This is a genomic window from Streptomyces sp. NPDC047853 (genome assembly GCF_043204535.1).
In the GTDB taxonomy this organism is placed as follows: Bacteria; Actinomycetota; Actinomycetes; order Streptomycetales; family Streptomycetaceae; genus Streptomyces.
In genome coordinates this window covers 1-24,432 of sequence record NZ_JBIDCI010000035.1, presented here as the reverse complement: position 1 = coordinate 24,432, position 24,432 = coordinate 1, and the positions used below count along the sequence as shown (strand labels likewise).

Genomic DNA, 24,432 nt, shown 5'->3' with positions numbered 1-24,432 from the left:
GCCTCGTCGGCGACCCAGCGTAGCGTTCGTGATCTTCACGCGGACAGCCGATTCCCCCATCGCGACCGAGGCCAGGCAAGATGGGGGCGTGACCCTCATCGATCAGCTGCCGCGGACCGCCGACCCCGATGCCCTGTACGAAGCCTTCGAGGCGTGGGCGCAGGAGCGCGGTCTCACGCTCTACCCCCACCAGGAGGAGGCGCTGATCGAGGCGGTCTCCGGCGCGAACGTGATCGTGTCGACGCCCACCGGGTCCGGCAAGAGCATGATCGCGGCAGGCGCCCACTTCGCCGCGCTGGCCCGGGACGAGGTCACCTTCTACACGGCTCCGATCAAGGCACTGGTGTCGGAGAAGTTCTTCGAGCTGTGCAAGATCTTCGGCACCGAGAACGTCGGCATGCTGACCGGCGACGCCTCCGTGAACGCCGACGCCCCGGTCATCTGCTGCACCGCCGAGGTCCTGGCGTCGATCGCGCTGCGTGACGGCAAGCACGCGGACGTCGGGCAGGTCGTCATGGACGAGTTCCACTTCTACGCGGAACCGGACCGCGGCTGGGCCTGGCAGATCCCTCTGCTGGAACTGCCGCAGGCCCAGTTCGTCCTGATGTCGGCGACGCTCGGTGACGTCTCCTTCTTCGAGAAGGACCTCGCACGCCGTACCGGCCGTCCCACGGCGGTGGTCCGCTCGGCCACCCGGCCGGTGCCGCTCTCCTACGAGTACCGCTACACGCCCCTCACCGAGACGCTCACCGATCTGCTGGCGGCGCGGCAGGCCCCCGTCTACATCGTGCACTTCACGCAGGCGCAGGCGGTGGAGCGGGCGCAGGCGCTGATGAGCATCAACATGTGCACGCGTGAGGAGAAGGAGCGGATCGCCGAGCTGATCGGCAACTTCCGCTTCACCACGAAGTTCGGCCGCAACCTCTCCCGTTACGTCCGGCACGGCATCGGTGTGCATCACGCGGGCATGCTGCCCAAGTACCGGCGACTGGTGGAGAAGCTGGCGCAGGCCGGCCTGCTGAAGGTGATCTGCGGGACGGACACGCTCGGTGTGGGAGTCAACGTCCCCATCCGGACGGTGCTGTTCACCGCCCTCACCAAGTACGACGGCAGCCGGGTGCGCACGCTGCGGGCCCGTGAGTTCCACCAGATCGCCGGCCGGGCCGGACGCGCGGGCTTCGACACGGAGGGCTTCGTCGTCGCCCAGGCGCCCGAGCACGTCGTCGAGAACGAGAAGGCGCTCGCCAAGGCCGGTGACGACCCGAAGAAGCGGCGCAAGGTCGTCCGGAAGAAGGCTCCCGAGGGCTTCGTGGCCTGGTCGGAGAGCACGTTCGACAAGCTCATCGTCTCGGAGCCGGAGCCGCTGACGTCCCGGTTCCGGGTGACGCACACCATGCTCCTGTCGGTGATCGCCCGGCCCGGTGACGCGTTCGCGGCGATGCGGCACCTGCTGGAGGACAACCACGAGCCGCGCAAGCAGCAGTTGCGGCACATCCGGCGGGCGATCGCCATCTACCGCTCGCTGCTGGACGGCGGCATCGTCGAGAAACTCGACCGGCCGGACGCCGAGGGGCGCATCGTCCGTCTCACGGTGGACCTGCAGCACGACTTCGCGCTGAACCAGCCGCTGTCCACGTTCGCCCTGGCCGCGTTCGAGCTGCTGGACCCGGAATCGCCGTCGTACGCGCTGGACATGGTGTCCGTCGTGGAGTCCACCCTGGACGACCCGCGGCAGATCCTCGCCGCCCAGCAGAACAAGGCGCGCGGTGAGGCCGTGGCCGCGATGAAGGCGGACGGTGTCGAGTACGAGGAGCGCATGGAGCGCCTCCAGGACATCACGTACCCGAAGCCCCTGGAGGAGCTGCTCTTCCACGCGTACGACACGTACCGCAGGAGCCACCCGTGGGTCGGTGACCACCCGCTGTCGCCCAAGTCCGTCATCCGCGACATGTACGAGCGGGCGCTGACCTTCACCGAGTTGGTCTCCCACTACGAGCTGGCCCGCACCGAGGGCATCGTGCTGCGCTACCTCGCGAGCGCGTACAAGGCGCTGGACCACACCGTGCCGGACGACCTGAAGTCCGACGACCTGCAGGACCTGATCGAATGGCTCGGCGAGATGGTGCGCCAGGTCGACTCCAGCCTGCTGGACGAGTGGGAGCAGCTCGCCAACCCGGAGGAGATGACCGCCGAGGAGGCGCAGGAGAAGGCCGACCAGGTGCGGCCGGTCACCGCCAACGCGCGCGCCTTCCGCGTCCTGGTCCGCAACGCCATGTTCCGCCGTGTCGAGCTTGCCGCCCTCGACCAGGTCGAGCAGTTGGGTGAGATGGACGGCGACGCCGGCTGGGACGCCGACGCGTGGGGCGAGGCCATGGACAAGTACTGGGACGAGTACGAGGACCTCGGCACCGGCCCGGACGCCCGCGGCCCCAAGCTGCTGGTGATCGAGGAGGAGCCGCAGAACGGGTTGTGGCGAGTCCGGCAGATTTTCGACGACCCGAACGACGACCACGACTGGGGCATCAGCGCGCAGGTCGACCTCACAGCCTCCGACGCGGAGGGCCGGGCGGTCGTCCGCGTCACCGATGTAGGCCAGCTGTGAGCACAGGAGAAGCCCACTCATGACGAATCCGGCCGAGAGCCTCGTGTCCCTGCTCGACCTGGAGCAGATCGAGGTCAACATCTTCCGCGGCCGCAGCCCCGAGGAGTCGCTGCAGCGGGTCTTCGGCGGCCAGGTCGCCGGCCAGGCCCTGGTCGCCGCGGGACGCACCACGGACGGCGAGCGCCCGGTGCACTCGCTCCACGCGTACTTCCTGCGCCCGGGACGCCCGGGCGTGCCGATCGTGTACCAGGTCGAGCGGGACCGGGACGGCCGGTCCTTCACGACGCGCCGGGTCACGGCCGTGCAGCAGGGCCGCACGATCTTCACGCTCACCGCCTCCTTCCACAAGCCTGAACAGGGGAGTTTCGAGCACCAGCTGCCGCCGGCCCGCAAGGTCCCGGACCCCGAGTCGCTGCCGACGGTCACGGACGAGGTGCGGGAGCACCTGGGGGCGCTGCCCGAGCAGTTCGAACGGATGGCCCGCCGCCAGCCCTTCGACATCCGCTACGTGGACCGGTTGCGCTGGAGCGCCGAGGAGGTCGAGGAGGCCGAACCGCGCAGCGCCGTGTGGATGCGCGCGGTCGGGCCGCTCGGTGACGATCCGCTCGTGCACACCTGCGCCCTGACCTACGCCAGCGACATGACGCTGCTGGACGCCGTGCGCATCCCGGTGGAGCCTCTGTGGGGGCCGCGGGGCTTCGACATGGCGTCGCTGGACCACGCCATGTGGTTCCACCGGCCGTTCCGTGCCGACGAGTGGTTCCTCTACGACCAGGAGTCGCCCATCGCTACCGGCGGGCGGGGTCTGGCCCGGGGCCGGATCTACGACACGCAGGGACGCATGCTGGTCTCCGTCGTGCAGGAAGGGCTCTTCCGGGCGCTGTAGGTCACGGGCCCGCGCGCCACAGTCTGGTGAACATGCCGCGAATCCGTCCGGGGGCCTCGGCCCCGGGCGGGCGGGGCGCGGGGCCGGGCGGGGGCGGGCTCTGCACCGGGTGGAGTTCCGGGTGCGGCGCTCGGCGCGGCGGGTGCGGGTCCCTCGGTGCGGGGCCGTGCTCGGCCACCCTCGGGACAGGGCGAGGGGCCGGGCGCTGCCCGCGAGCGACGTCCACCGCGCCCGCCAGGTCCGCGCGGAGCCAGTCGATCTCGTCGGGGTCGGTCGCCGTCATGATCTCCTCGGCGAGCTGCGCGGCCGGGGAGCCGGGGGTCCCGTGGAACGGCTGGGCCGGGCGGAACCGCAACAGGTGGGAACGTTCGTAGGGGTCCCTGACGACCTCCGACACCTCCACCGGGTCGAGCAGCGACGCCACGGCCGCGGCCCGGGACCACGGGTCGTCGGCCCGGCGGAGCAGGAATCCCAGGTGCCGGCCCCGCCAGTTGCGGGGGCGCAGGTCCAGGCCCTCCGTCAACTGGTCCCGCAGTCCCTCCGGTGTACGGCCCTTCAGGAGTGCGCCGTTCCCCTCGTCGGACGCGAACTGCCGCAAATCGTCGGCCAGGTAGAGCCAGACGACGGCTCGGTACCGGTTGACGTAGAACGACACGGGCACCAGAAGGCCCAGCCGTGCGAGGCGGGTGAAGCGGGCCCTGGTCACTTCCAGGAGAGCCGCGGCCTCCGCGGTCCCGACGCAGCGGACACTCTCCCGCAGTCCTTCGGGGAAGCCCTGTTGCGTCCGGATCCTCTCGATCTCGTCGCGGGCCACCCGCCCGCCTCCCCCTCCCCCTTCGTCGGGCAGCGTGCGGACGCGGCCGAGGTGTACCGCGAGAGCGAACTCGCTGCGCTTGAGTCCGAGTTCGCGTGCCGCTCGGCCGGGCGCGAGGGATGTGCCGCGGGTGGTGCCGATCCGGTCTGCGGAGGCCGTCGTTTCGTGCGTGAGGGTGTTGCCGGACATGCTCGTCTCCCCCGTGGAGTGTGCGGCCGGCGCCGTCCGCGCCCGCCTGACACAAGAACCGTAGCCGCCGGCGCGGACTCGGCGACGGGCCTGTGGAAAACTCTCCGGCCGACCTCACCCGAGGATGAGAACCCCAGGTCAGAACTCCGTCGGCGCTATGCGACCCGGCTGTCGCGCGTCGACGTCGAGGTGTTCACCGACCCGGTTCACCAGCAGCGTCATCTCGTAGGCGATCTGCCCGATGTCCGCCTCGGCGCCGCTGAGCACGCACAGGCAACTGCCCGAGCCTGCGGCGGTGACGAACAGGACGGCGTCGTCGAACTCGACCATCGTCTGCTGCACCTGCCCGGCCCCGAAGTGGCGGCCCGAGCCCTTGGCCAGGCTGTGCAGTCCGGACGAGACGGCGGCGAGGTGCTCGGCGTCCTCCCTCCGCAGGCCCGTACTCGCCCCGGTCACCAGCCCGTCGTTGGACAGCACCAACGCGTGCCGGACGTGTTCCACCCGCCCGGTCAGGTCGTCCAGCAGCCAGCCGAGTCCCTGGTTCTGCACCATGGTCCGAACTCCCCGTGTTGTCCCCGTATGCATGGTCTCCCCCTGGCCGGAGGATCTGTCCGCCAGCCTTCCCCACGCCCGTGCTCCGGGCAAGGAGGATGGGGGCATGGCAGAGAAGATGACCGATGAGGAGTGGCGGGCGTTCGTCACGGACGGCACCCGCACCGCGAAGCTGTCGACCGTCCGGGCGGACGGCAGCCCGCACGTGGCCCCGATCTGGTTCCTGCTCGACGGGGACGACGTGGTGTTCAACACCGGCAAGGACACGGTGAAGGGACGCAACCTGGTCCGCGACGGCCGCGTCGCCCTGTGCGTGGACGACGACCGGCCGCCCTTCGACTTCGTGGTGCTGCAGGGGCGTGCGCGGATCTCGGAGGACCTCGCGGACCTCCGGCTCTGGGCAGAGCGCATCGGTGCCCGGTACATGGGCGAGGAGCGTGCTGCGGAGTTCGGGGCCCGCAACGGCGTCCCGGGCGAACTGCTCGTCCGCGTCACCGTGGACAAGGTCCTGGCGCAGAGGGCCGTGGCGGACTGAGGCCCGTCCGGTCCGACGCGCGACGCGGTCAGCGCACGGAGTCGAGCAGTCGGGCGGTGTGCATCCGCCCGGCGTACTCGACGAGCCGGATGAGCACCTCCTTGCCCGAGGCGCGGTCCCGGGCGTCGCACAGCACCACGGGCGTCCCCCGGTCGAGGTCGAGGGCGCGCAGCACGTCGTCGGCGTCGTAGCGGCGTGCTCCCGTGAAGCAGTTGACCGCCACGACGAACGGGATGCGCCGGTGCTCGAAGTAGTCCACCGCCGGGAAGCAGTCGGTGAGGCGCCGGGTGTCCGCGAGGACGACGGCGCCGAGTGCTCCCTGGGAGAGCTCGTCCCACAGGAACCAGAAGCGGTCCTGACCCGGTGTCCCGAAGAGGTACAGGGAAAGACCGGAGCGGATGGTGATGCGCCCGAAGTCCATGGCGACGGTCGTGGTGACCTTGCGGTCGACGCGGTCCGTGTCGTCCACCAGCCGGCCGGCCTCGCTGAGCTGTTCCTCCGTACGCAGCGGCCTGATCTCGCTGACCGCCCCCACCAGGGTGGTCTTGCCCACGCCGAACCCTCCGGCGACCAGGATCTTCAACGCCAAGGCGCCCGTGTCGCCGTCCGCGGCGTCGCAGTGTTCGGAGGCCATGGCTCACTTCTCCCCGTCCGGGTGGTCGTGCACGGTGTTGCCGGTCATGGTTGTCGGCCTCCTCTAGAGGGCGCGGAGCCCGTCGATCACTTCGCGCAGGATCCGTTCGTCGGGCAACTGCGCGGGGGGTACGGGACGGCTGACGGTGACCGAGCCGAGTTCCACCAGGTCGCCGAGGAGCACTCGGACGACGCCCACGGGCAGGTCGGCGTCGGCGGCGAGTTCGGCGACCGACTGGGCCTCCGTGCGGCACAGCCCGCTCAGGGTCCGGTGTTCCGGCCCCAGCGCGGGGTTGTCGGCGCCCGGTGCACCTGGGACACGCGTCACGAGGGCGATCAGGTCGAACGCCGTGCCCGCGGGGCCCGGGCGGGTGCGTCCGCCGGTCATCGCGTAGGGACGCACCAGCGGTCCGGCCTCGTCGTCGTACCACTGGCTGCCCGGCCGGTCCCGGCGGTCGCCCGTGGTGTCTTCGGTCATCCGCGCGCCCTCCCCGTTCATCCGCCGGCGGGCGGCCGTGCGGCGGCGCGCGGCGCGGTGCGGAGGTGCTCGCCGACGCGTCGCACCAGACGTGCCATCTCGTAGGCCACCAGGCCGATGTCCGCGGTCACGGCGGTGAGGACGGCGAGGCAGGAGCCTTCGCCGGCGGCGGCGACGAAGAGGAAGCCGTCGTCCATCTCCACCATGGTCTGGCGCACGCCCCCGGCACCGAAGTGGCGGCCGGCACCTTTGGCCAGGCTGTGGAAGCCGGAGGCGACCGCCGCCAGGTGCTCGGCGTCCTCGCGTCCGAGGCCGGTCGAGGCGCCGACGGCGAGGCCGTCGTTCGACAGCACCACGGCGTGTCGTACGTCGCCCACCCGTAGGACGAGGTCGTCCAGCAGCCAGTCGAGTTCGCGGGTCCGCCGGGCGGTTCCCGGGCCGGGATCGTGGATCATGCGGGGTCTCCTTCGTCGCTGTTGCCGCCTCCCGTGGCGTCCCCCGGTGCCCCGCGGCCGGCTCTCCGGCCCCCGCCACGCGACCAGCCGTCCCGGTAGGCCGTCATACGGTCCCGGACGGCCTCGGGGGTGCGTTCGTCGTCGCGCGGCCGCGGCTGTGCGCGGTCCGCGGGGCGTCCGTCGCGCAGTTGGGGCGCGAGACTGGCCTGCCGAGTGCGCCGGGGGAGGCCGTCGGGCTCCTCCGGCACGGACCGCAGAACCGGGTCGCCGGAGCCGGCCGGGTCGCCGGGGGAACGGTGCAGTCGCAAGGCGGGGGCTCCTGGGTTCCGGGTCGGTGCCGTCGAATCCGGCCTGACCGGTGCGAAGGCCGCCAGGGCAGGCCGGTCGTCCGGTGCCGAGACGGTCTCCTGGTGTTCCGCGGGGCCGGGCACGCGCGCGCGGAGGTCCTCCTCGGTCCGCGGTGCCTCGTGCGCGGCCCTGGGCGAGGGGGTCGCCGCTTCGCCGTGCAGGAGCGCGGTGGGCAGCAGGACGACGGCGGTGGTGCCGCCGTAGGGCGAGGTCCTGAGGTGGACCTTGATGTCGTGCCGGGCGGCGAGCCGGCTGACCACGAACAGACCGAGCCGGTCGCTGTCGAACAGGTCGAGCGCCTCCGACCGGGCGATGCGGTGGTTGGCCTCGGCGAGGCTGTCCTTTCCCATGCCGAGCCCACGGTCCTCGACCTCGATCGCGTAGCCGTTGCCGACGGGCTCGCCGGTGACGCGCACGCGGGTGTGGGGTGGGGAGAACTGGGCGGCGTTCTCGATGATCTCGGCGACGAGGTGGGTGAGGTCGGCGACGGCGGTACCGACGACGGACGCCTCGGGCAGTTGCCGCACCTCCACGCGCGCGTAGTCCTCGACCTCCGAGACGGCCGCGCGGACCACGTCGGTGAGGGAGACCGGCATGCGCCAGGCCCGGCCGGGCGCCGCGCCGGAGAGGATGATCAGGCTTTCGGCGTGGCGCCGCATGCGGGTGGTGAGGTGGTCGAGGCGGAAGAGGTCGCTCAGTTCGTCGGGGTCCTCGGACCGGCGCTCCATGGTGTCCAGGAGGCTCAGCTGGCGGTGGACGAGGATCTGGCTGCGGCGGGCGAGGTTGACGAAGACTCCGGAGATGCCACTGGCCAGTTCGGCGCGTTCCACCGCGGCCCGCAGGGCGGCACGGTGCACGGTGTCCAGCGCTTCGGCGACCTGACCGGGCTCGTCCTCGGCGGGTGGTCCGGGTGGCGCCTCGGAACCGATGTCGATCTCCTCTCCTTCGCGCAGTCTGCGCATGGCCTCGGGCAGCTTGCGCCTGGCGATCCGCAGGGCGCTGTCGCGCAGGCCGACCAGGTCGACCACGAGGCCGCGGCCGATGCGGACGGAGATGACGAGCGACGCGGCCACGGAGAGCAGGCCTAGGAGGACCGCGGCCCCGGCCGGGGTGAGCAGGCCGCGCGTGAACGGGTCGGCTCGGTCGGCGACCTCCCGCCCGGCGTTCCGTTCGATGGTCCGCATCCCGTCGCGCACGCGCGCGTGCGCGGCGTCCCAGGTGGCCCGTGGCGCCGATGCCTCGATGCCCCGGGGTTGCGCACCGCGGGCGAGCAGCCTGTCCTCGGTCGCCCCCAGGTTCGCGTAGGCGCCGCTTTGGGCGAGTTCCCGCCAGGCGGCGCGTTCGGGGCCCCGCAGGTCGGCGACGGAGGATCCGGTCAGTGTCCGGCGGCGGTCGACGGCTCCGGTGAACAGCCGCAGCCGCTCGCCGTCGAGGCCGTCGGCGAGGCGGGCGCCGGCGAGCAGCGCGTCCTCCTGGGCCAGCGCCTCGCCCGCGCGGGCGAACTCGACCAGTACGCGCGCGTCGGAGCCGAGATCGGCGTCCTGGACGCCGCTCAGCGCGCCGCCCACCGGGAAGGCCGCCGCGATGGTCGTCGTGTACCGGCGGTAGGCCTCCTCCCAGTCCGTGCGGCGGTCGAGGACCGTGTCACGCAGTGGCCCGAGCCGTTCGACGCCGTCGACGAAGGCGTCGAGCCGCCGGGCCACATCGGCGGGGAGGTCCTCGCTGTCGGCGACGGTGTGGCGGTCGCCTAGCCGCAGTCTCGCGACCGCGCGGTCGGTGCGCGCGAAGAGTTCCCGGTAGTCGCCGCTGCGCACCGCCGACGGATCGCTGGTGTGGCGTACCGCGGAGAGCCGTTCGGCCTGCAACGCGGCGACGGCGGCGCTCACGGGAGACCTGACCTGGGCGTCCACACGCTGCACCTGCCGCAGCCGGGCGATGTCCTGGGCGGTGGTGACGGTGGCGTACGCCCACAGACCGAGCAGGGACACGACGGGCACCATCAGCAGGCAGATGATTCTGGCGCGCACGGTGCGCGGGCGTATCCCCCCGCGGCGGGCGCGGGTGGGCGCCGGGTCGGGTGTCTCACTCATGGGGTCCGTCCGGTCCTCGTCGGCCGGTGGTCCGGCGTGCGCGCGACGGCCGCGGACGGCGGGCCGGGGCGGCGGTGTCCCGGCGCGGGTCGCGGTGGTCGTACGGGGTGTGCGCATGGCCTCCTCGCTCGGTGCGGGATCGGTCGGTGCCTCGGGTCGCCGGACTTCGTGGTCCGGGGCCCGTCACCGGGCGCCGCTCCCCACGGGCCGCCGGGCCGAGACGGTGGCCTCCCGCTCCCCTGCCGTCGGTGACAGTGCGACGAAGGCCGCGGTCAGGAAGAGGTAGGACCCGAGGCCGACGGCGAGGGGGAAGACGAACTGCATCGCCGTGGCCCCGGGCAGTGCCGCGCCGGAGGGCGTGACCCGCACGCTCACCGCGGACATGCCGGTGTAGTGCATGCTGCTGACCGCCGCCCCCATGATCAGCGAGGCGCCGGTGACGGCGAGGGGCGAGCTGATGTCGAGCGCCGCCCACAGGGCCGCCGTGGCCGCGGCGACGGCGATGAGGACGGAGAGTCCGACGCGCGTCGGGTCGTAGCCCACGTCGCCGTGCAGGCGCACGGCCGCCATGCCGAGGTAGTGCATGCTGGCCACGCCGAGACCTGTGGTGAGCCCGCCGAGCAGGAGTGCCCGCCCGCGGTGGCGGCCGTAGCCGACCGCGAAGACGCCGGCGCAGACCACGATCATGGCGACGAGGAGGCTCATGAGGGTGAGCGGTACGTCGTAGCGGATGTCGGTGCCGTGGACCCGGAAGCCGAGCATGGCGACGAAGTGCATCGTCCAGATGCCCGTGCCGATCGCCGAGGCCGCGGTGAGGAGCCAGTTGCGGCGCGCCCGCCCGGTGGCGGCGAGGGCGCGTACGGTGCAGCGCAGTCCGAGGGCCGCGCCGGTACAGGCCATCGCGTACGACAGCGCGGGGGTCAGCCAGCCGAGGGCGGCGTGGTCCAGGTGTCCCATGGCCCCGGGACGCTAGTCCCGCCAAGGGCGCACAACGGGGGCGCATTGCGAAAGGTGTTGCTATCTGACGCAGAGAAGCGCTGGAACGATCGCGTCATGCTCGAACGTGCGCGCTGCGGCGTCCTCCCTGCGCTTGGGGGATCATGCGGACCATGAGCGACGACCACACACACGTGCAGGACTTCTTCGGCGCCCGTGCCGCCGACTGGGACAGCCGGTTCCCCGACGACGGGCCCGCCTACGAGGCGGCGGCCGCACAGCTGGGGCTGCGGGAGGGGGACCGCGTGCTCGACGCGGGGTGCGGTACCGGCCGCGCCCTGACGCCGCTTCGGGCGGCCGTGGGACCGTCGGGCCTCGTGATCGGGGCCGACCTGACCCCTGCGATGCTCCAGGCCGCCGCACGGGCAGGACGGGATCGTGACGGGCGGCTGCTGCTGACCGACGTCGCCGCGCTGCCGCTGCGGTCCCGTTCGCTCGACGCCGTGTTCGCGGCGGGTCTGGTCGCGCACCTGCCCGATCCCGCGCGCGACTTGCGGGAGTTGGCACGCGTCGTGCGTCCCGGCGGGGTGCTGGCCCTGTTCCACCCGATCGGCAGGGCGGCGCTCGCCGCACGGCAGGGGCGGCAGCTCGCACCGGACGACCTCCGTGCCGAACCCCGTCTGCGCTCCCTGCTGGCCGGTTCCGGATGGCGCATGACGTCGTACGTCGACGAGGACGACCGCTTCCTGGCGCTGGCCGTGCGCGAGGACTGACCGATCAGCCCCGGCCCGCGACCGCGGCCGCGAAGACGTCGGGCCGGTCGAACATGACGTTGTGCCCGGCCCCCGGCACGGTCATCACGCGCACGCCCGCGTCTTCCAGCGCCTGTCGGCCCGGCACTTCGCCGCTGCGTTCGCCCTGCAGGTACACCCGGTCGACCGGCAGCCCTTCGAGGAGGGTGCGCATCACGGGCCGCGACCCCCGGCGCAGCCCCACGGCGGAGCGGTGCAGGGCCCGGGGGTCGGCCAGCCGCATCGTCGCCGCCCACACCGGTCCGACGTGCTCCAGCACGCGCGCGTGGCCGCCGTCGACGAAGTCGTCCTCCTCATGGGCGGCGATGCCGCTGCTGCCGGCGGTCGGTGGCGGGCAGGCGTCGAGGTTGGCCTCCGTGAGGACCAGGCGGGAGACCAGCTCGGGCCGCCGGTGGGCGAGGACGACGGCGACTGCGCCACCCATGCTGTGCGCGATCAGCTCGGCTCCGGACAGGCCGGCCTCGTCCAGCGCGGCGGCCAAGGCGTCGGCGTGGTCCTCGAGGGTGTAGCCGAAGCGCGCGGGCCGGTCGCTGATGCCGTGACCGGGCAGATCCACGAAGAGGCTGCGCCGTCCCGCGAGTTCGGGACGCGCCGCGATGTGCGCGTGGTACACGGACGACATCGCGCCGAGACCGTGCACGTACACCCGCGCGGGTTCCTCCCCCGGCGTCTCCGTCCAGCGGATGCGGCTTCCCTCACTGTCGAACCGGGCCTCTCGCATTCCGTCCTCCCTCGATGGGCCGCGGCCCTCGCCGCCCCTCCAAGAGAATACATCGGAACCGATGTATTCGGTGAGCGGAGTATCGCAGGCCCGGTGTACAACGGTCGTGCGCGAGAATGCGGGCATGCTGGAACTGTCCATCCTCGGATTCCTGTACGACGCACCCCTGCACGGCTACGAGCTGCGCAAGCGCATCAGCGCTCTGACCGGGCACGTCCGGCCCGTCGCCGAGAGCACGCTCTACCCCGCGATCAAGCGCCTGGAAGCGGCGGGCCTCCTCGCGCGCGCCACGCAGCCGGGCGCCGTGGCGGCCCCGCGCCATGTTCTGACACTCACCGAGGAGGGACGGCGGGAGCTGCGCCGTCGGCTCGCCGAGCCGACGAAGCGTGACATCAGCGACGAGAACCGCTGGTTCACGGTCCTCGCCTTCCTCCGGCACCTGGACGACGCCGGCGCCCAGGCCGGCGTACTGCGCCGCCGCCTGGCCTTCCTGGAGGAACCGGCGAGCTTCTTCTACGACGGTGACCGGCCGCTGCGCGCCGAGGAGCTGGACGACCCCTTCCGACGGGGCGTCCTCACCATCGCCCGAGCCACGTCCCGGGCCGAACTGGGCTGGCTGCGCGAGACCCTCGGCTCACTCGGCGGCTGACGCCCCGATCCGACGGACCGGGCAGCCCCGGACGCCGGGGGTCGGGTGGGTGCCCAGCTCCGCCAGCAGGTAGCCGTCCGGGTAGCCCTTGATCTCCCTGTTCTGCCGGGCGTGGTGCGGGGCACGCCTCGGTGGCATCAGGCGGACCGCGCGCCCGCGCAGGCGCACCGCGCGGCGCACGATCGCGCGGCTGGTGGCGCTCGGCGGCGTGTACCGGAACGCGCGCAGGAGGGGCTCGTCGAGCAGGGCGAGGGTGCCGGTGCGCAGGAGCGGTCCGAGGGCGCCGGGGTACCAGGAGGCCATGAGGTCGAGGGTGCCGTCGGCGACCCGGCGCGCCTCCTCGTCCCACGCGAAGTGGGCCTCCTCGTAGGCGTCGAGGCAGGCCTCGAACTCCTCGTACGACGTGGGAACGTCCTTGATGCCCATGTGCCGTCCCAGCGTGCGGTGGTGGACGGCGGAGGCGACGATCTCGTGACGCGACAGCCTGCGCCAGCCGTAGGCGTCGATCCAGCGCTTGGGGATCACCACGAACGTGCACAGGACGTACCGCATGTCGTCGTTGGTGATGTCGTAGGCGCGGTGCATCTGGTTGATGCGCCGGATGGCCGTGCGGCCCTGCTCACTGCCGAAGCCGTGCTCGACGACGGCGTCGAGCAGCAGCGCCGTGTCGTCGTAGCGCTTCTGCGCCCGCTCCGTGAACTCAGCCGTCCGCGCCAGCAGTCGGCCGATGCTCGGCACGGCGTAGGTGCGGTACAGCGCCAGCTCCAGGGCGCGGGCGAAGTCCCACGGGAACTCGTAGGCCGAGGCCAGCCGATAGATCTCCGACGCGTCCTCGTAAGGGTCCATCCGCCGGATCTGCCGCAACCGCTCGTAGCGCTTCACAGTCCCCGTCCCCTTCTGCCGTAGGAGCTTCAACTCTACGTTGGGGAGCGGGAGATGCGCGGTCGCCGACCGAGGCATCCGGCAGGGGAGGTGGTCCGCTTGTTCGGCAGGATCCGCGAGAACCGGCGCAGGTCTCGCACCGTCCGGCGCACCGGGGGGAACGGCGGAGGGGAGCCGCGTGCGCACAATCTCTTCGATGCCGCCGCCGCCTACGTCGCGGCGGCCGCGGAGAACGACCAGGAGGGCATCGACGAGGCGGCGGGCTGGGTGTCGCCGGAGGCGCTGTCGTTCGGGGTGAACGAGCTGGCCTGCCGGGCCGTGATCGCCCTCGCGCGGCAGCGCGGCGCGTCGCCGCGGGAGGTGGCCCGGGACCTTCTGGGGCTGCCCGCGTCCTGACCCGGCCCTCCGGGGCCGGTGGTCGATTCGCCCCGACCAGCCGGAAAGTGCAGCTCGGGTGCGTCTGGGAGTCGTGACAAGGGCTTCCCGGTCGCACTAGGGTGCGCGCCATTGGACCAACCGATGGGGAGGCTGGGATGGCCGGGACGGACGAGGACACCGTCGCCGCCGCGGAAGATGCGCTCTACGTGCTCACGGCGGTGTTGCTGACGCCGGCGAAGTTCCCGAGTGTGCTGGGCGACGACTACGTGGAGGCGTGCGCGGCGCTCGGTCTCCCGCCGCTGGCCGACGGCTACGGACTGGTGCTCGGCCAGGACGGCGACGGTGCGCGGTGGACGGTGGTCATCGACGACGCGTCGCTGGTCGCCGTGGCCGTGGCGTCCTGGGACTGCGGGATGGAGTACGAGCTGTCGCCGGACGAGCGTACGGTCGTCACCGCGCTGCCCGGCTGGCCCCTGGCGGTCGCCGTGGCGGCCCCCGGCGTGCCCGCGCCGCACGATCCCGGCCCCGACTCCGTCGACCAGCCCGCTCTGACGCCGCCGGACACGTCCGTGTGGGGGCCGGCGCAGCGACGTCTGGGGGCCGACGAGATCGCCCTGCAGTGGGCACAGTGGCGGGAGCAGATCGACGACGCGGACTTCCCCGTGCCGGACGGCGGGCCCGTCGCGGACGGGCGTGTCCCGGACGACGACGCCGACGAGGACCGGACCGCCGCCGCCGAGGGGGCGCCGGCCGACGGCACGGACCGGACCGCCGCCGAGGACGGCACCGACTCCGCGGGCCCGGGCGCCACGGCGGATCAGGCCGACGCCGTGGAACGGGTCGATGCCGGGTCCCTCGGGCACAGCGGGGTCCGGCGCGTGCTCGCGGAAGCGCGCGCCTATGTCGACACGCCCCCGCCGCTGGGCCGGGTCCGTTCGTCGTTCGCGTCGGGGGACGCCCGGACGCTGCGGGCCGACGGTCCCGGCTGGTCGCTCGTCGCCCGCACCGACGACATCGCCTTCATCCTGCTCGACGAGGAACCCGGAGAGGTCCTGCCGGTGGGCCGGGGGCCGTCGCTGCCCGGGCTCCTTGAAGCCCTGGACAGGATGGCGGTACGGCCGAGCTGATCGGGTGGCGGAGGGCCCGGCACCGGTGCGGGACGGCCCCGGGCCGCCTTCGCCCCCCATGCCAGGCCGTTCCCTCATGTGGTTCGAGCACATGGATACGGCCGCAAGGGGACCGCACGATGGGGCAGCCCTGAGCTCCGCTCCACAGCGCCTGGAGGCCCTGATGCGTCTGCCCCGTGGTGTCCCGTTCCTCGCCGCCGCCCTCACCGCGGTCGCGCTCACCCAGCCGGCTCCCGCGGCCGCGCAGGCCGACGGAGGAGGACACTGCTCCCGCCAGGACCGAGTGCGGGTGCCGGGCGCGGCTCTGCAGCGCAGCGCCTGTCTGGACGATCTGACCACCGCCGGGCTCGCGGGCACCCCGTACACCGACATGGCCGACCAGGCCGGGCTGACAGCCGGTGGCACCGAGGTGCCGTCCGGTGTTCCCGGCGTCCAGATCGACGGCTACTTCCCGGACTCCTCCCGCTTCAACGCCACGCACGGCTGGCAGCACGACGCGCAGTTCGTGATCCGGCTGCCGGACCGCTGGAACGGCGGCCTCGTCGTCACGGGGGCGCCGGGCACGCGCAAGCAGTACGCCACGGACAAGGCGATCTCCGACCGCGTCCTCGCCCAGGGGTACGCGTACGCCGCGACCGACAAGGGCAACAGCGGCGCGGACTTCTACCGGGACGGCGCACGGCCCGGAGACGCGGTCGCCGAGTGGAACACCCGCACCACGCAGCTCACCCGCGCCGCCCGGCGCGTGGTCGCCCAGCGCTACGGACACGCACCGCGTCACACGTACATCACCGGGATCTCCAACGGCGGCTATCTCACCCGCTGGCAACTGGAGAACCACCCGGAGCTGTACGACGGCGGTGTGGACTGGGAGGGGGCGCTGTGGACCGCGGACGGCCCCAACCTGCTCACGTCCCTGCCGGTGACGGTGGCCCGGATGCTCGGTGAGGCACGGGAGGAGGACCTGTACACGGCGGGCTTCGCGCGCGGATCCGAATTCCTGTGGCCGTACCACGAGAGGGCCTACTGGGGGCTGACCCAGAAGATCTACCGCGCCGAGTTCGACCCGGGCTACGACCCCCGCTGTCCGGGACCGACCGCCGGGTCCGCGCTGGAGGAGATCCTGGCGCCGTGCCCCTCCGACGCGGCCTACGACTACGCGGCGCGCCCCGCCTCCGTCCACCGCGCGGTGGCCCGGGTCGCCCTGACCGGACGCGTCGCGAAGCCGCTGATCACCTTGCACGGCGATCTCGACGCGCTGCTGCCCAAGGCCGCCGACTCCGACGTGTACGCCCGCATGGTCGACGCGAGCGGCCGGGGGAGGCTGCACCGCTACTACACGATCGGAGGCGGCACCCACGTCGACGGGCTGTACGACACCCATCCCGACAGGCTGCGGCCCATCCTGCCCTGCTACCGGTCGGCGTTCGACGCGCTGACCGCGTGGGTGGAGCGGGGCACCCCGCCGCCCGCGGACCGCACGGTCGGCAGGCCCGCGGACGGCGACGTGGTCAACTCCTGCTCGCTGCGGGAGCCGGCCGCGACGGGGCGTTAGCGCCTCATCGGCCTATCTCCCTGCGGGTCGTACGGCGCAGCCTGCGCCGCTGCGAGGGGTCCAGGGTGAGGTACGCGGCGGCCGGGACTCCCAGAACGATCAGCAGGGCGGCCCACCACGGGAGCCAGATCAGCAGGATGAGCCCGGCCGCCACACCTCCCGCGGCAACCTTGGCGTTCTTCGACATGGTGTCGCCTCCTTCGCGGCCACTGCCGCTCTCTGTCCTGAAAACGGGCCCGCGCTCCCGGCAGTTCCGTGCGGCGCCCCTGAGACCTCCCTGAGACTCGACCCCTACGCGACCCTGAGACGGCGCACGGCGGCGCTTCCTCCCCGGCGCTTCCTCCCCGGCGCTTCCTCCCCGGCGCTTCGTCCGAGGCGTCGTCCGGTACCGCCACTCTCCTCCTCGAACAGTGTCGCAAGCCACACCCGAGGCGCACTCCACGGCGCCGGAAAGCATGTAAGCTCTGCGATCGCGACGCTGGCTAGTCAAATTTGAGGAATACATCATCGCTGCACGGACCGCCCACCCGGCCGCACTCTCCGACCTCTCCGACCTCTCCGCCCTCGCTCACTGCCGTGCCGTCTTCCTGCCCGGTGATCCCGCCCGCACCGGAGCGGTCGCCTTCTGGCGCCCCGACACCGAGGACCCTCCGGGCGTCGCCACGGGGCTGCCCGCGGAACGTCTGACGGTCGCGCTGCCCGAGGGTGACGGTGTGCGTCCGGTGAGCGTGTCGGCGACGCTGCTTCCGGTGGGGTCGGCCCTCCCGGTCCTCACGCGCGCGCGGGTCCGCGCGGAGGGCCATCGGGCGACGGAGTTCTGGGGCGCGGTCGCGGTCGAGGCCCTCCACCTCGTGGCGCGCGGGCTGCTGCTGCCCGGCCTGTCCGCGGCCGACCACGAGGCCTGGCGCGCGGGCCCGATGGGCGCCGACGACGTCGAGCGCCTGCGCCATCTGGCGGCCGCCATGCCGCCCGAGGCGCACGCGGTCCCGATCGACGGCGTCGAACCCCTGCGGCTCCCCGACCCGGAAGGACTGGTGCGCGCCTTCCTGGACGCCGTCGCCGACTCGATGCCCCGCTCCCCCGCCGCCGCGATGGTGACGGCCGGTCCCGCCTACGCCTCCTGGGAGCCGCGGCGGATGCCCGAACTGCGCGAGTGGGCCGCCGACGTCGCCGCGGGACACGACGCGGGCGTACGCCTGTCCCTGCGCGTCGAGGTCCGGGGGCTGTCGGACGCGGCGCCCTCGGAGGCTCGGCCGACGTTCCGGGCGGTGGTCCAGGTGCACAGCGTGAACGATCCGGCGCTCGTCGCGGACACCGCCGAGGTGTGGGCCGGATCCGTGGGCGCCCCGTTCGGCACCCGCGCGCGGCTGGACGCCCTGCTCGCCCTCCGCCGGGCCGCCCGGGCCTGGCCCGCCCTCACGCCGTTGCTGTCGGCGGCCGTGCCGGACGCGGTCGAACTGGCCGACGAGGAGGTCACCGAGCTGCTCGGGACGGCTTCCCGAGCACTGGCCGGCGCGGGAGTCGACGTGCACTGGCCGAGGGAACTGGCCCGTGACCTGACCGCTCACGCGGAGGTCGGACCGCCCGACGAGGAGTCGGCGGGGCGCACGGCCTCGTCCGTCGCCGGTCCGTCGTTCCTGTCCGCCGACGCGCTCCTCGCCTTCGACTGGTCGTTCGCCCTCGGCGACCAACGACTCACCCGCGCGGAACTGGAACTCCTCGCGGAGGCCAACCGCCCCCTGGTGCGCCTGCGTGACCAGTGGGTGCTCGTCGCCCCGCAGGAGGCGCTGCGCGCCCGCAGTCGCCGGCAACACAAGGTCACGCCCGTCGACGCGCTCGCCGCCGCCCTGACGGGCTCGACGGAGGTCGACGGCGAGCGCGTCGAGGTGCGGCCCACGGGGTGGCTGGCCGAGCTGCGGGAACGCCTCGCCGATCCCGAGGCGCGGGAGGCCGTGGGACAGCCCGCCTCGCTCGACGCCACGCTGCGCGACTACCAGCTGAGAGGACTCGGCTGGCTGGTCCGCATGACGTCACTGGGCCTGGGGTGCTGTCTCGCCGACGACATGGGTCTCGGCAAGACCATCACCCTGATCGCGCTGCACCTGCACCGGCAGACCGACCCGGCCGCCGCCGGGCCCACGCTCGTGGTCTGCCCGACCTCCCTCATGGGCAACTGGCAGCGGGAGATCGAGCGGTTCGCGCCCGGCACACCCGTGCGCCGCTTCCACGGCGCACGACGCGACCTGGAGGGCCTCCCGGACGGCGCGTTCGTGCTCACCACCTACGGCACCATGCGCCGGGACGCCGAACGGCTGGCCGCCGTCCCGTGGGGCCTGGTCGTGGCGGACGAGGCACAGCACGTGAAGAACCCGTACTCGGAGACCGCGCGGCGACTGCGTTCCATCGGCGCGCGCGCACGCGTGGCACTCACCGGCACCCCGGTGGAGAACAACCTCTCGGAACTCTGGGCGATCCTCGACTGGGCCACCCCCGGTCTGCTGGGGCGGCTCGGCAGGTTCCGCGAGCACTACGCGCAAGCCGTCGAAGGGGGGCAGGACCCGGCGGCCGCGGAGCGCCTGGCGCGCCTCGTCGGGCCGTTCCTCCTGCGCCGACGCAAGTCGGACCCTGGCATCGCGCCCGAACTGCCGCCCAAGACGGAGACCGACCACCCGGTGTCGCTGACCGCTGAGCAGACGGGTCTGTACGAGGCGGTGGTGCGCGAGGCACTCGAGGAGATCTCCGGGGCCGACAGCATGGCGCGACGCGGCATGATCGTGAAACTGCTGACGAGCCTCAAGCAGATCTGCAACCACCCGGCGCAGTTCCTCAAGGAGGACCGTCCCCGGCTCGCCGGACGTTCGGGGAAGCTGGAACTGCTGGACGAGTTGCTCGGCACGATCCTCGCCGAGGGGTCGAGTGTGCTGGTCTTCACGCAGTACGTGCAGATGGCGCGCCTCCTCGAACGACACCTGGCCGCCCGCGGCGTGCCGTCGCTGTTCCTCCACGGGGGAACGTCCGTGACGGCACGGGAGGCACTCGTGCGGCGCTTCCAGGACGGGGAGGTCCCGGTGTTCCTGCTGTCGCTGAAGGCGGCGGGCACCGGACTGAACCTCACGCGCGCGGAGCACGTCGTGCACTTCGACCGCTGGTGGAACCCGGCCGTCGAGGCGCAGGCCACCGACCGCGCCTACCGCATCGGCCAGACCCGCCCCGTGCAGGTGCACCGGCTGGTCGCCGAGGGGACGGTCGAGGACCGCATCGCCGCCCTGCTGAACCGCAAGCGGAAACTGGCCGACGCCGTACTGGGAGCCGGCGAGGCGGCGCTCACGGAGCTGACGGACACGGAACTCGCCGACCTGGTCGAGCTGCGAGGGGACACGCGATGACACCCTACGACGACGACACGCAGCGGACGTTCGCCGCGCTGCCGCCCGCGCCGGGCCGGGGCTTCGCGCAGACCTGGTGGGGCCGGTCCTGGCTGAAGGCCCTGGAGGACGCCGCGCTGGACACGGCCCAGGTGAAGACGGGCCGCCGGCTCGCACGCGCGGGAGCCGTCGGGGCGGTGTCGGTACGGCCTGGTCGCATCACCGCAGTCGTCCAGGACCGGGACGGCACCGCGCACCGGGCCGACGTCCTGCTCGAGAAATTGTCCGACGCCCAGTGGGACCGCTTCGTCGACATGGCGATCGAGCGGGCCGGGCACGTGGCCGCCCTGCTGGATCACGACATGCCACCGCACCTCGTGGAGGACGCCGCGACCGCGGGGATCGACCTGCTGCCGGGCCTGGGCGACCTGGAACCGGAGTGCGACTGCGGCGCCTGGGACCACTGCGGGCACACCGCCGCGCTCTGCTACCAGGTGGCCCGGCTGCTGGACCAGGACCCCTTCGTGCTGCTGCTGATGCGGGGCCGCGCGGAGGGCGCCGTACTCGACGCCCTTCAGAGGCACGGCGGGACGTCCGCGCAAGAGAGCGCCTCGCGTCCGGCGGGGGTGGACGCCGCCGAGGCCTACGCTGCGGGGCACGTGCTGCCTCCGCTGCCCGCGCTGCCCGTTCCGCACAAGGAGCCGGGCGTACCGCCCTCCCTGGAGACCGAGACGGTGCCACCCGCCGGCATCGACCCCGCCGCGCTGGCCTACGTGGCCTCGCAGGCCGCGGCGGAGGCACACCGGCTGCTCGCCGAGGCCCTGCGTTCGGGGGCCCCGGGTGACGGGCGGACCGGGTCCGCGGAGGTGACCGCCGCGCAGGACGCGGTACGGCTGGCGGCCGGCGACCCCGGACCGGAAGTGACGCGACGCCTCGGTGAGGGCTCGGGACGTGACGGGGAGGAACTGGCCGTCGCCGTGCGCGCGTGGCGGCTCGGGGGCGCGGCCGCCCTGTCCGTGCTCGAGGAGGAGTGGACGCCGCGGGGCGACACGTACACACGCGCGCGTGCCGCGCTCGGGTCCGCCTGGGACGAGGACGAGCGGCCGTCGCTGCGGGCACGGGCCAACCGGTGGACCGTGGTGGATGCGCCGCATCAGCTCCGGCTGGACCGGGACGGCCGCTGGTGGCCGTACCGGAGGGAGCGGGGTCGTTGGCTCCCGGCGGGCGGCCCGGTCCAGGACCCGGCGACGGCCCTGGCCGCGGCGGCACTCGCGGCGGACGAGGAAGCGTGACCCCCCGTCCCCCCCGGCATCGCGCCGGGGGGACGGGGGTCGAGCGTGCTCCGGCCCCACCTGTGGACAGGGGGAACAGGAGCCGTCGCTCAGCGGACGGACCGCTCAGCGGGCGCCGAGGAGGTGGTCCATGGCGAGCTGGTCGAGGTGCTCGAAGGCCATGCCGCGGGCGGCGGCCTCGTCCACGTCGAAGGTGTCGTAGGCGGTCGGGTCGGCCAGCAGCGCCGCGAGGCCGTCCTCGGCGGTCGGACGGGCCAGCTCGTCCAGCCGCGCCGCGGCGAGCGCCTCCTGCACCTGCGGGTCGGCGCGGAACGCGGCGGCCCGGTCCTTGAGGATGAGGTAGTTGCGCATGCAGCCGGCCGCCGACGCCCACACGCCGTCGAGGTCCTCGGTGCGCGGCGGCTTGAAGTCGAAGTGCCGCGGCCCCTCGTACCCGGCCCGCTCCAGCAGGTCGACCAGCCAGAACGCGGCCCTCAGGTCACCCGCGCCGAACCGGAGGTCCTGGTCGTACTTGATGCCGGACTGGCCGTTGAGGTCGATGTGGAACAGCTTGCCCGCCCACAGTGCCTGCGCGATGCCGTGCGGGAAGTTCAGCCCCGCCATCTGCTCGTGACCGACCTCCGGGTTCACGCCGTAGAGCTCCGGCCGCTCCAGCCGCTCGATGAACGCCAGCGCGTGGCCCACCGTCGGCAGCAGGATGTCGCCGCGGGGCTCGTTCGGCTTGGGCTCGATCGCGAACCTCAGGTCGTAGCCCTGCTCGGTGACGTACTCGCCCAGCAGGTCGAAGGCCTCCTTCATGCGGTCCAGCGCGTCCCGCACGTCCTTGGCCGCACCGGATTCCGCGCCCTCCCGGCCGCCCCAGGCGACGTACACGCTCGCACCCAGCTCCACCGCGAGGTCGATGTTGCGGATCGTCTTGCGCAGCGCGTACCGGCGCACGTCACGGTCGTTCGCGGTGAACGCGCCGTCCTTGAAGACCGGGTGGGTGAACAGGTTCGTCGTCGCCATCGGGACCTTCATGCCCGTCGCGTCCAACGCCTGCCGGAACCGCTTGACGTGCTCCTCACGCTCGGTGTCGCTCGACCCGAACGGGATCAGGTCGTCGTCGTGGAACGTGACCCCGTACGCGCCCAGCTCGGCCAGGCGCCGTACCGACTCCGCCGGGTCCAGTGCCCGCCGGGTGGCGTCACCGAAGGGGTCCCGGCCCTGCCAGCCGACCGTCCACAAACCGAACGTGAACCTGTCCTCGGGAGTGGGCTGGTAGTTCATTCCGCGGCTCCTCACTCGCTGCCGATCACTCGCTGCCGACTATTTCGTCATGGCGCTTTACAAATTAGTATGCACACACGCTCCTGGGAAGGGACAAGGTGTCCCCCCGACGCAGTACGAGCAGTCCGGTCAGAGCCCGCGGAGCCGCGGAAGAGGAGAAACCCGATGTCAGCAGCCGAGGGTCCGCTCGTCGTGGGTGTGGACACATCCACCCAGTCCACGAAGGCACTGGTCGTCGACGCCGCCACCGGCCAGGTCGTCGCGAGCGGCCAGGCACCCCACACCGTCTCCTCCGGGGCCGGCCGCGAGAGCGATCCGCGTCAGTGGTGGGAGGCGTTGCGCGAGGCGCTGCACCAGTGCGGCGACGCCGCTCGCGAGGCGGCCGCGGTGTCGGTCGGTGGACAGCAGCACGGACTGGTCACCCTGGACGCCCAGGGAGATCCGGTGCGCCCGGCCCTGCTGTGGAACGACGTGCGTTCGGCCCCGCAGGCCCGTCGGCTGATCGACGAGCTGGGCGGCCCCAGGACGTGGGCGGAGCGCACGGGCAGCGTGCCGAGCGCCTCGTTCACGGTCACCAAGTGGGCCTGGCTGGCCGAGCACGAGCCGGAGGCGGCCCGCGCGGTCAAGGCCGTTCGGCTCCCCCACGACTACCTCACCGAGCGCCTCACCGGTGAGGGGACCACCGACCGCGGCGACGCGTCCGGAACCGGTTGGTGGGCCTCCGGTACGGAGGCGTACGACGAGGACATCCTCGCGCGCGTGGGGCTCGATCCGGCGTTGCTGCCCCGGATGGTGCGGCCCGGCGAGGTGGCCGGCACCGTGCGCGACGGTCACGACCTGCCGTTCTCCAAGGGCACCCTGGTCGCCGCGGGCACCGGCGACAACGCGGCCGCCGCACTGGGCCTCGGGCTCCGCCCCGGCGTTCCGGTGATGAGTCTCGGCACGTCCGGCACCGTGTACGCCGTGTCGCGGCGCAGGCCCGCCGACCCGACCGGCACCGTGGCGGGCTTCGCCGACGCGCGCGGCGACTGGCTGCCACTGGCCTGCACCCTCAACTGCACGCTCGCCGTCGACCGCGTCGCGGCCCTGTTGCACCTGGACCGGGAAGCCGTCGAACCGGGCACCGAGGTCACCCTCCTGCCCTACCTCGACGGCGAACGCACACCGAACCTGCCGCATGCCTCCGGCCTCCTGCACGGCCTGCGCCACGACACGACCGCCGGCCAACTGCTCCAGGCCGCCTACGACGGTGCGGTGCACTCGCTGCTCGGGGCACTCGACCTCGTCCTGGACTCCGACGCGGACCCCTCGGCGCCCCTGCTGCTGATCGGCGGCGGCGCCCGCGGGAGTGCGTGGCAGCAGACCGTACGACGGCTGTCGGGCCGTCCCGTGCAGATCCCCGAGGCGAAGGAACTGGTCGCACTCGGTGCCGCCGCACAGGCGGCCGGCCTGCTGACCGGTGAGGACGCCGCAGCGGTCGCCCGGCGCTGGAACACGGCCGCCGGGCCGGTGCTGGACGCCGTGGAGCGGGACGAGGCGGCGCTGACGAGGATCTCCGGGGTACTTTCCGACGCGGCACCCCTGCTGGAGCGGACCGCGGAAACCCGCTGACGGCGCGCTCCACGCGGGCACCGCCGACGAGTCTCCGTGCCGAGCCGTCCCCGGCACGGGGCGGTGATGCCTTCGGGGCGTCGAGCGTGCGCCGGCGGGGACCGCGCCCTGAGCGCGCCGGCGGGGGCCGTGGCGGCGGGCGGTCACCGGGGACCCGCCCCCCCATTACCTTCTTGGTGGCCCCGCGACGGGGTCGCCCGGCCTTCGGAGTTGGCATGACTGTCTCCCCCTGTCGAGTTGATGGCTTGGGGGG

22 protein-coding genes are annotated in these 24,432 nt (G+C 73.0%); 11 read left to right on the top strand and 11 right to left on the bottom strand.

Features of this window, described 5'->3' with window-relative positions:
• Nucleotides 1-88 precede the first annotated feature (88 nt).
• Both ACGF5T_RS35280 and ACGF5T_RS35275 read left to right on the top strand, forming a co-directional pair.
• A complete protein-coding gene (locus tag ACGF5T_RS35280) occupies nucleotides 89-2,602 on the top strand; it encodes a DUF3516 domain-containing protein (protein ID WP_356606586.1) in 2,514 nt (837 codons plus the stop codon).
• A 19-nt stretch (nucleotides 2,603-2,621) separates the two neighbouring features.
• A complete protein-coding gene (locus tag ACGF5T_RS35275; protein WP_356606584.1) occupies nucleotides 2,622-3,488 on the top strand; it encodes an acyl-CoA thioesterase II in 867 nt (288 codons plus the stop codon).
• A 1-nt stretch (nucleotide 3,489) separates the two neighbouring features.
• Here the strand turns inward: ACGF5T_RS35275 and ACGF5T_RS35270 are convergent, their stop codons facing one another.
• Both ACGF5T_RS35270 and ACGF5T_RS35265 read right to left on the bottom strand, forming a co-directional pair.
• Complete coding sequence (locus tag ACGF5T_RS35270; RefSeq protein ID WP_366768894.1) at nucleotides 3,490-4,491, bottom strand: DUF6397 family protein; 1,002 nt, start codon at nucleotides 4,489-4,491, stop codon at nucleotides 3,490-3,492.
• Between the two features lie 138 nt (nucleotides 4,492-4,629).
• Nucleotides 4,630-5,043: a roadblock/LC7 domain-containing protein gene (locus tag ACGF5T_RS35265; protein ID WP_356606580.1), complete on the bottom strand. Its 414-nt coding sequence runs from the start codon at nucleotides 5,041-5,043 to the stop codon at nucleotides 4,630-4,632.
• Nucleotides 5,044-5,149: 106 nt separating this feature from the next.
• Between ACGF5T_RS35265 and ACGF5T_RS35260 the strand changes: the two genes are divergently transcribed.
• On the top strand, nucleotides 5,150-5,578 hold the full coding sequence (locus tag ACGF5T_RS35260; protein WP_361010276.1) for a PPOX class F420-dependent oxidoreductase: 429 nt from the start codon (nucleotides 5,150-5,152) through the stop codon (nucleotides 5,576-5,578).
• A gap of 28 nt (nucleotides 5,579-5,606) precedes the next feature.
• Here ACGF5T_RS35260 and ACGF5T_RS35255 read toward each other — a convergent pair whose 3' ends face one another.
• The 5 genes from ACGF5T_RS35255 to ACGF5T_RS35235 all read right to left on the bottom strand — a co-directional run bounded on the left by ACGF5T_RS35255 (nucleotide 5,607) and on the right by ACGF5T_RS35235 (nucleotide 10,539).
• Nucleotides 5,607-6,212, bottom strand: coding sequence for an ATP/GTP-binding protein (locus ACGF5T_RS35255; protein ID WP_356606577.1), 606 nt, complete (start codon nucleotides 6,210-6,212; stop codon nucleotides 5,607-5,609).
• Between the two features lie 63 nt (nucleotides 6,213-6,275).
• On the bottom strand, nucleotides 6,276-6,689 hold the full coding sequence (locus ACGF5T_RS35250; protein ID WP_361010271.1) for a DUF742 domain-containing protein: 414 nt from the start codon (nucleotides 6,687-6,689) through the stop codon (nucleotides 6,276-6,278).
• A gap of 17 nt (nucleotides 6,690-6,706) precedes the next feature.
• On the bottom strand, nucleotides 6,707-7,144 hold the full coding sequence (locus ACGF5T_RS35245; RefSeq protein WP_361010268.1) for a roadblock/LC7 domain-containing protein: 438 nt from the start codon (nucleotides 7,142-7,144) through the stop codon (nucleotides 6,707-6,709).
• Nucleotides 7,141-9,699, bottom strand: coding sequence for a nitrate- and nitrite sensing domain-containing protein (locus ACGF5T_RS35240; RefSeq protein ID WP_366768895.1), 2,559 nt, complete (start codon nucleotides 9,697-9,699; stop codon nucleotides 7,141-7,143). Before ACGF5T_RS35240 ends, ACGF5T_RS35245 begins: the two co-directional genes overlap by 4 nt.
• A 66-nt stretch (nucleotides 9,700-9,765) precedes the next feature.
• Nucleotides 9,766-10,539, bottom strand: coding sequence for an MHYT domain-containing protein (locus tag ACGF5T_RS35235; RefSeq protein ID WP_356606569.1), 774 nt, complete (start codon nucleotides 10,537-10,539; stop codon nucleotides 9,766-9,768).
• Nucleotides 10,540-10,691: 152 nt separating this feature from the next.
• Between ACGF5T_RS35235 and ACGF5T_RS35230 the strand changes: the two genes are divergently transcribed.
• Entirely contained in the window at nucleotides 10,692-11,291 is a 600-nt protein-coding gene (locus ACGF5T_RS35230; RefSeq protein WP_361010260.1) for a methyltransferase domain-containing protein, read from the top strand.
• Between the two features lie 4 nt (nucleotides 11,292-11,295).
• Here ACGF5T_RS35230 and ACGF5T_RS35225 read toward each other — a convergent pair whose 3' ends face one another.
• Nucleotides 11,296-12,051 (bottom strand): alpha/beta hydrolase, encoded by a 756-nt coding sequence (locus ACGF5T_RS35225; RefSeq protein ID WP_366768896.1) that lies wholly within the window; start codon nucleotides 12,049-12,051, stop codon nucleotides 11,296-11,298.
• Between the two features lie 124 nt (nucleotides 12,052-12,175).
• Here ACGF5T_RS35225 and ACGF5T_RS35220 point away from each other — a divergent pair, with 124 nt between their 5' ends.
• Nucleotides 12,176-12,700 (top strand): PadR family transcriptional regulator, encoded by a 525-nt coding sequence (locus ACGF5T_RS35220; protein WP_366768897.1) that lies wholly within the window; start codon nucleotides 12,176-12,178, stop codon nucleotides 12,698-12,700.
• Here ACGF5T_RS35220 and ACGF5T_RS35215 read toward each other — a convergent pair.
• Nucleotides 12,686-13,582 (bottom strand): oxygenase MpaB family protein, encoded by an 897-nt coding sequence (locus ACGF5T_RS35215; RefSeq protein ID WP_356606561.1) that lies wholly within the window; start codon nucleotides 13,580-13,582, stop codon nucleotides 12,686-12,688. The two genes, ACGF5T_RS35220 and ACGF5T_RS35215, sit on opposite strands and share 15 nt — an antisense overlap.
• A gap of 54 nt (nucleotides 13,583-13,636) precedes the next feature.
• Here ACGF5T_RS35215 and ACGF5T_RS35210 point away from each other — a divergent pair, with 54 nt between their 5' ends.
• The 3 genes from ACGF5T_RS35210 (at nucleotide 13,637) to ACGF5T_RS35200 (ending at nucleotide 16,642) form a co-directional block, all read left to right on the top strand.
• Nucleotides 13,637-13,978: a hypothetical protein gene (locus ACGF5T_RS35210; RefSeq protein WP_361010254.1), complete on the top strand. Its 342-nt coding sequence runs from the start codon at nucleotides 13,637-13,639 to the stop codon at nucleotides 13,976-13,978.
• Nucleotides 13,979-14,115: 137 nt separating this feature from the next.
• Entirely contained in the window at nucleotides 14,116-15,087 is a 972-nt protein-coding gene (locus ACGF5T_RS35205) for a hypothetical protein (RefSeq protein ID WP_356606557.1), read from the top strand.
• A gap of 163 nt (nucleotides 15,088-15,250) precedes the next feature.
• Nucleotides 15,251-16,642, top strand: coding sequence for a tannase/feruloyl esterase family alpha/beta hydrolase (locus ACGF5T_RS35200; RefSeq protein ID WP_366768898.1), 1,392 nt, complete (start codon nucleotides 15,251-15,253; stop codon nucleotides 16,640-16,642).
• A 4-nt stretch (nucleotides 16,643-16,646) separates the two neighbouring features.
• On the opposite strand, the gene ACGF5T_RS35195 is transcribed toward ACGF5T_RS35200, so the two are convergent.
• On the bottom strand, nucleotides 16,647-16,829 hold the full coding sequence (locus ACGF5T_RS35195) for a hypothetical protein (protein WP_356606553.1): 183 nt from the start codon (nucleotides 16,827-16,829) through the stop codon (nucleotides 16,647-16,649).
• Nucleotides 16,830-17,148: 319 nt separating this feature from the next.
• On the opposite strand from ACGF5T_RS35195, the gene ACGF5T_RS35190 reads away from it, so the two are divergent.
• On the top strand, nucleotides 17,149-20,028 hold the full coding sequence (locus ACGF5T_RS35190) for a DEAD/DEAH box helicase (RefSeq protein ID WP_366768901.1): 2,880 nt from the start codon (nucleotides 17,149-17,151) through the stop codon (nucleotides 20,026-20,028).
• Entirely contained in the window at nucleotides 20,025-21,299 is a 1,275-nt protein-coding gene (locus tag ACGF5T_RS35185) for an SWF or SNF family helicase (protein ID WP_366768899.1), read from the top strand. Before ACGF5T_RS35190 ends, ACGF5T_RS35185 begins: the two co-directional genes overlap by 4 nt.
• A 105-nt stretch (nucleotides 21,300-21,404) precedes the next feature.
• On the opposite strand, the gene xylA is transcribed toward ACGF5T_RS35185, so the two are convergent.
• The gene (gene xylA, locus ACGF5T_RS35180) at nucleotides 21,405-22,568 is read right to left on the bottom strand and encodes a xylose isomerase (RefSeq protein WP_356606549.1); all 1,164 of its coding nucleotides are present in this window, start codon (nucleotides 22,566-22,568) and stop codon (nucleotides 21,405-21,407) included.
• Nucleotides 22,569-22,733: 165 nt separating this feature from the next.
• Here xylA and xylB point away from each other — a divergent pair, with 165 nt between their 5' ends.
• On the top strand, nucleotides 22,734-24,179 hold the full coding sequence (gene xylB / locus ACGF5T_RS35175) for a xylulokinase (RefSeq protein ID WP_366768900.1): 1,446 nt from the start codon (nucleotides 22,734-22,736) through the stop codon (nucleotides 24,177-24,179).
• Nucleotides 24,180-24,432: the final 253 nt, after the last annotated feature.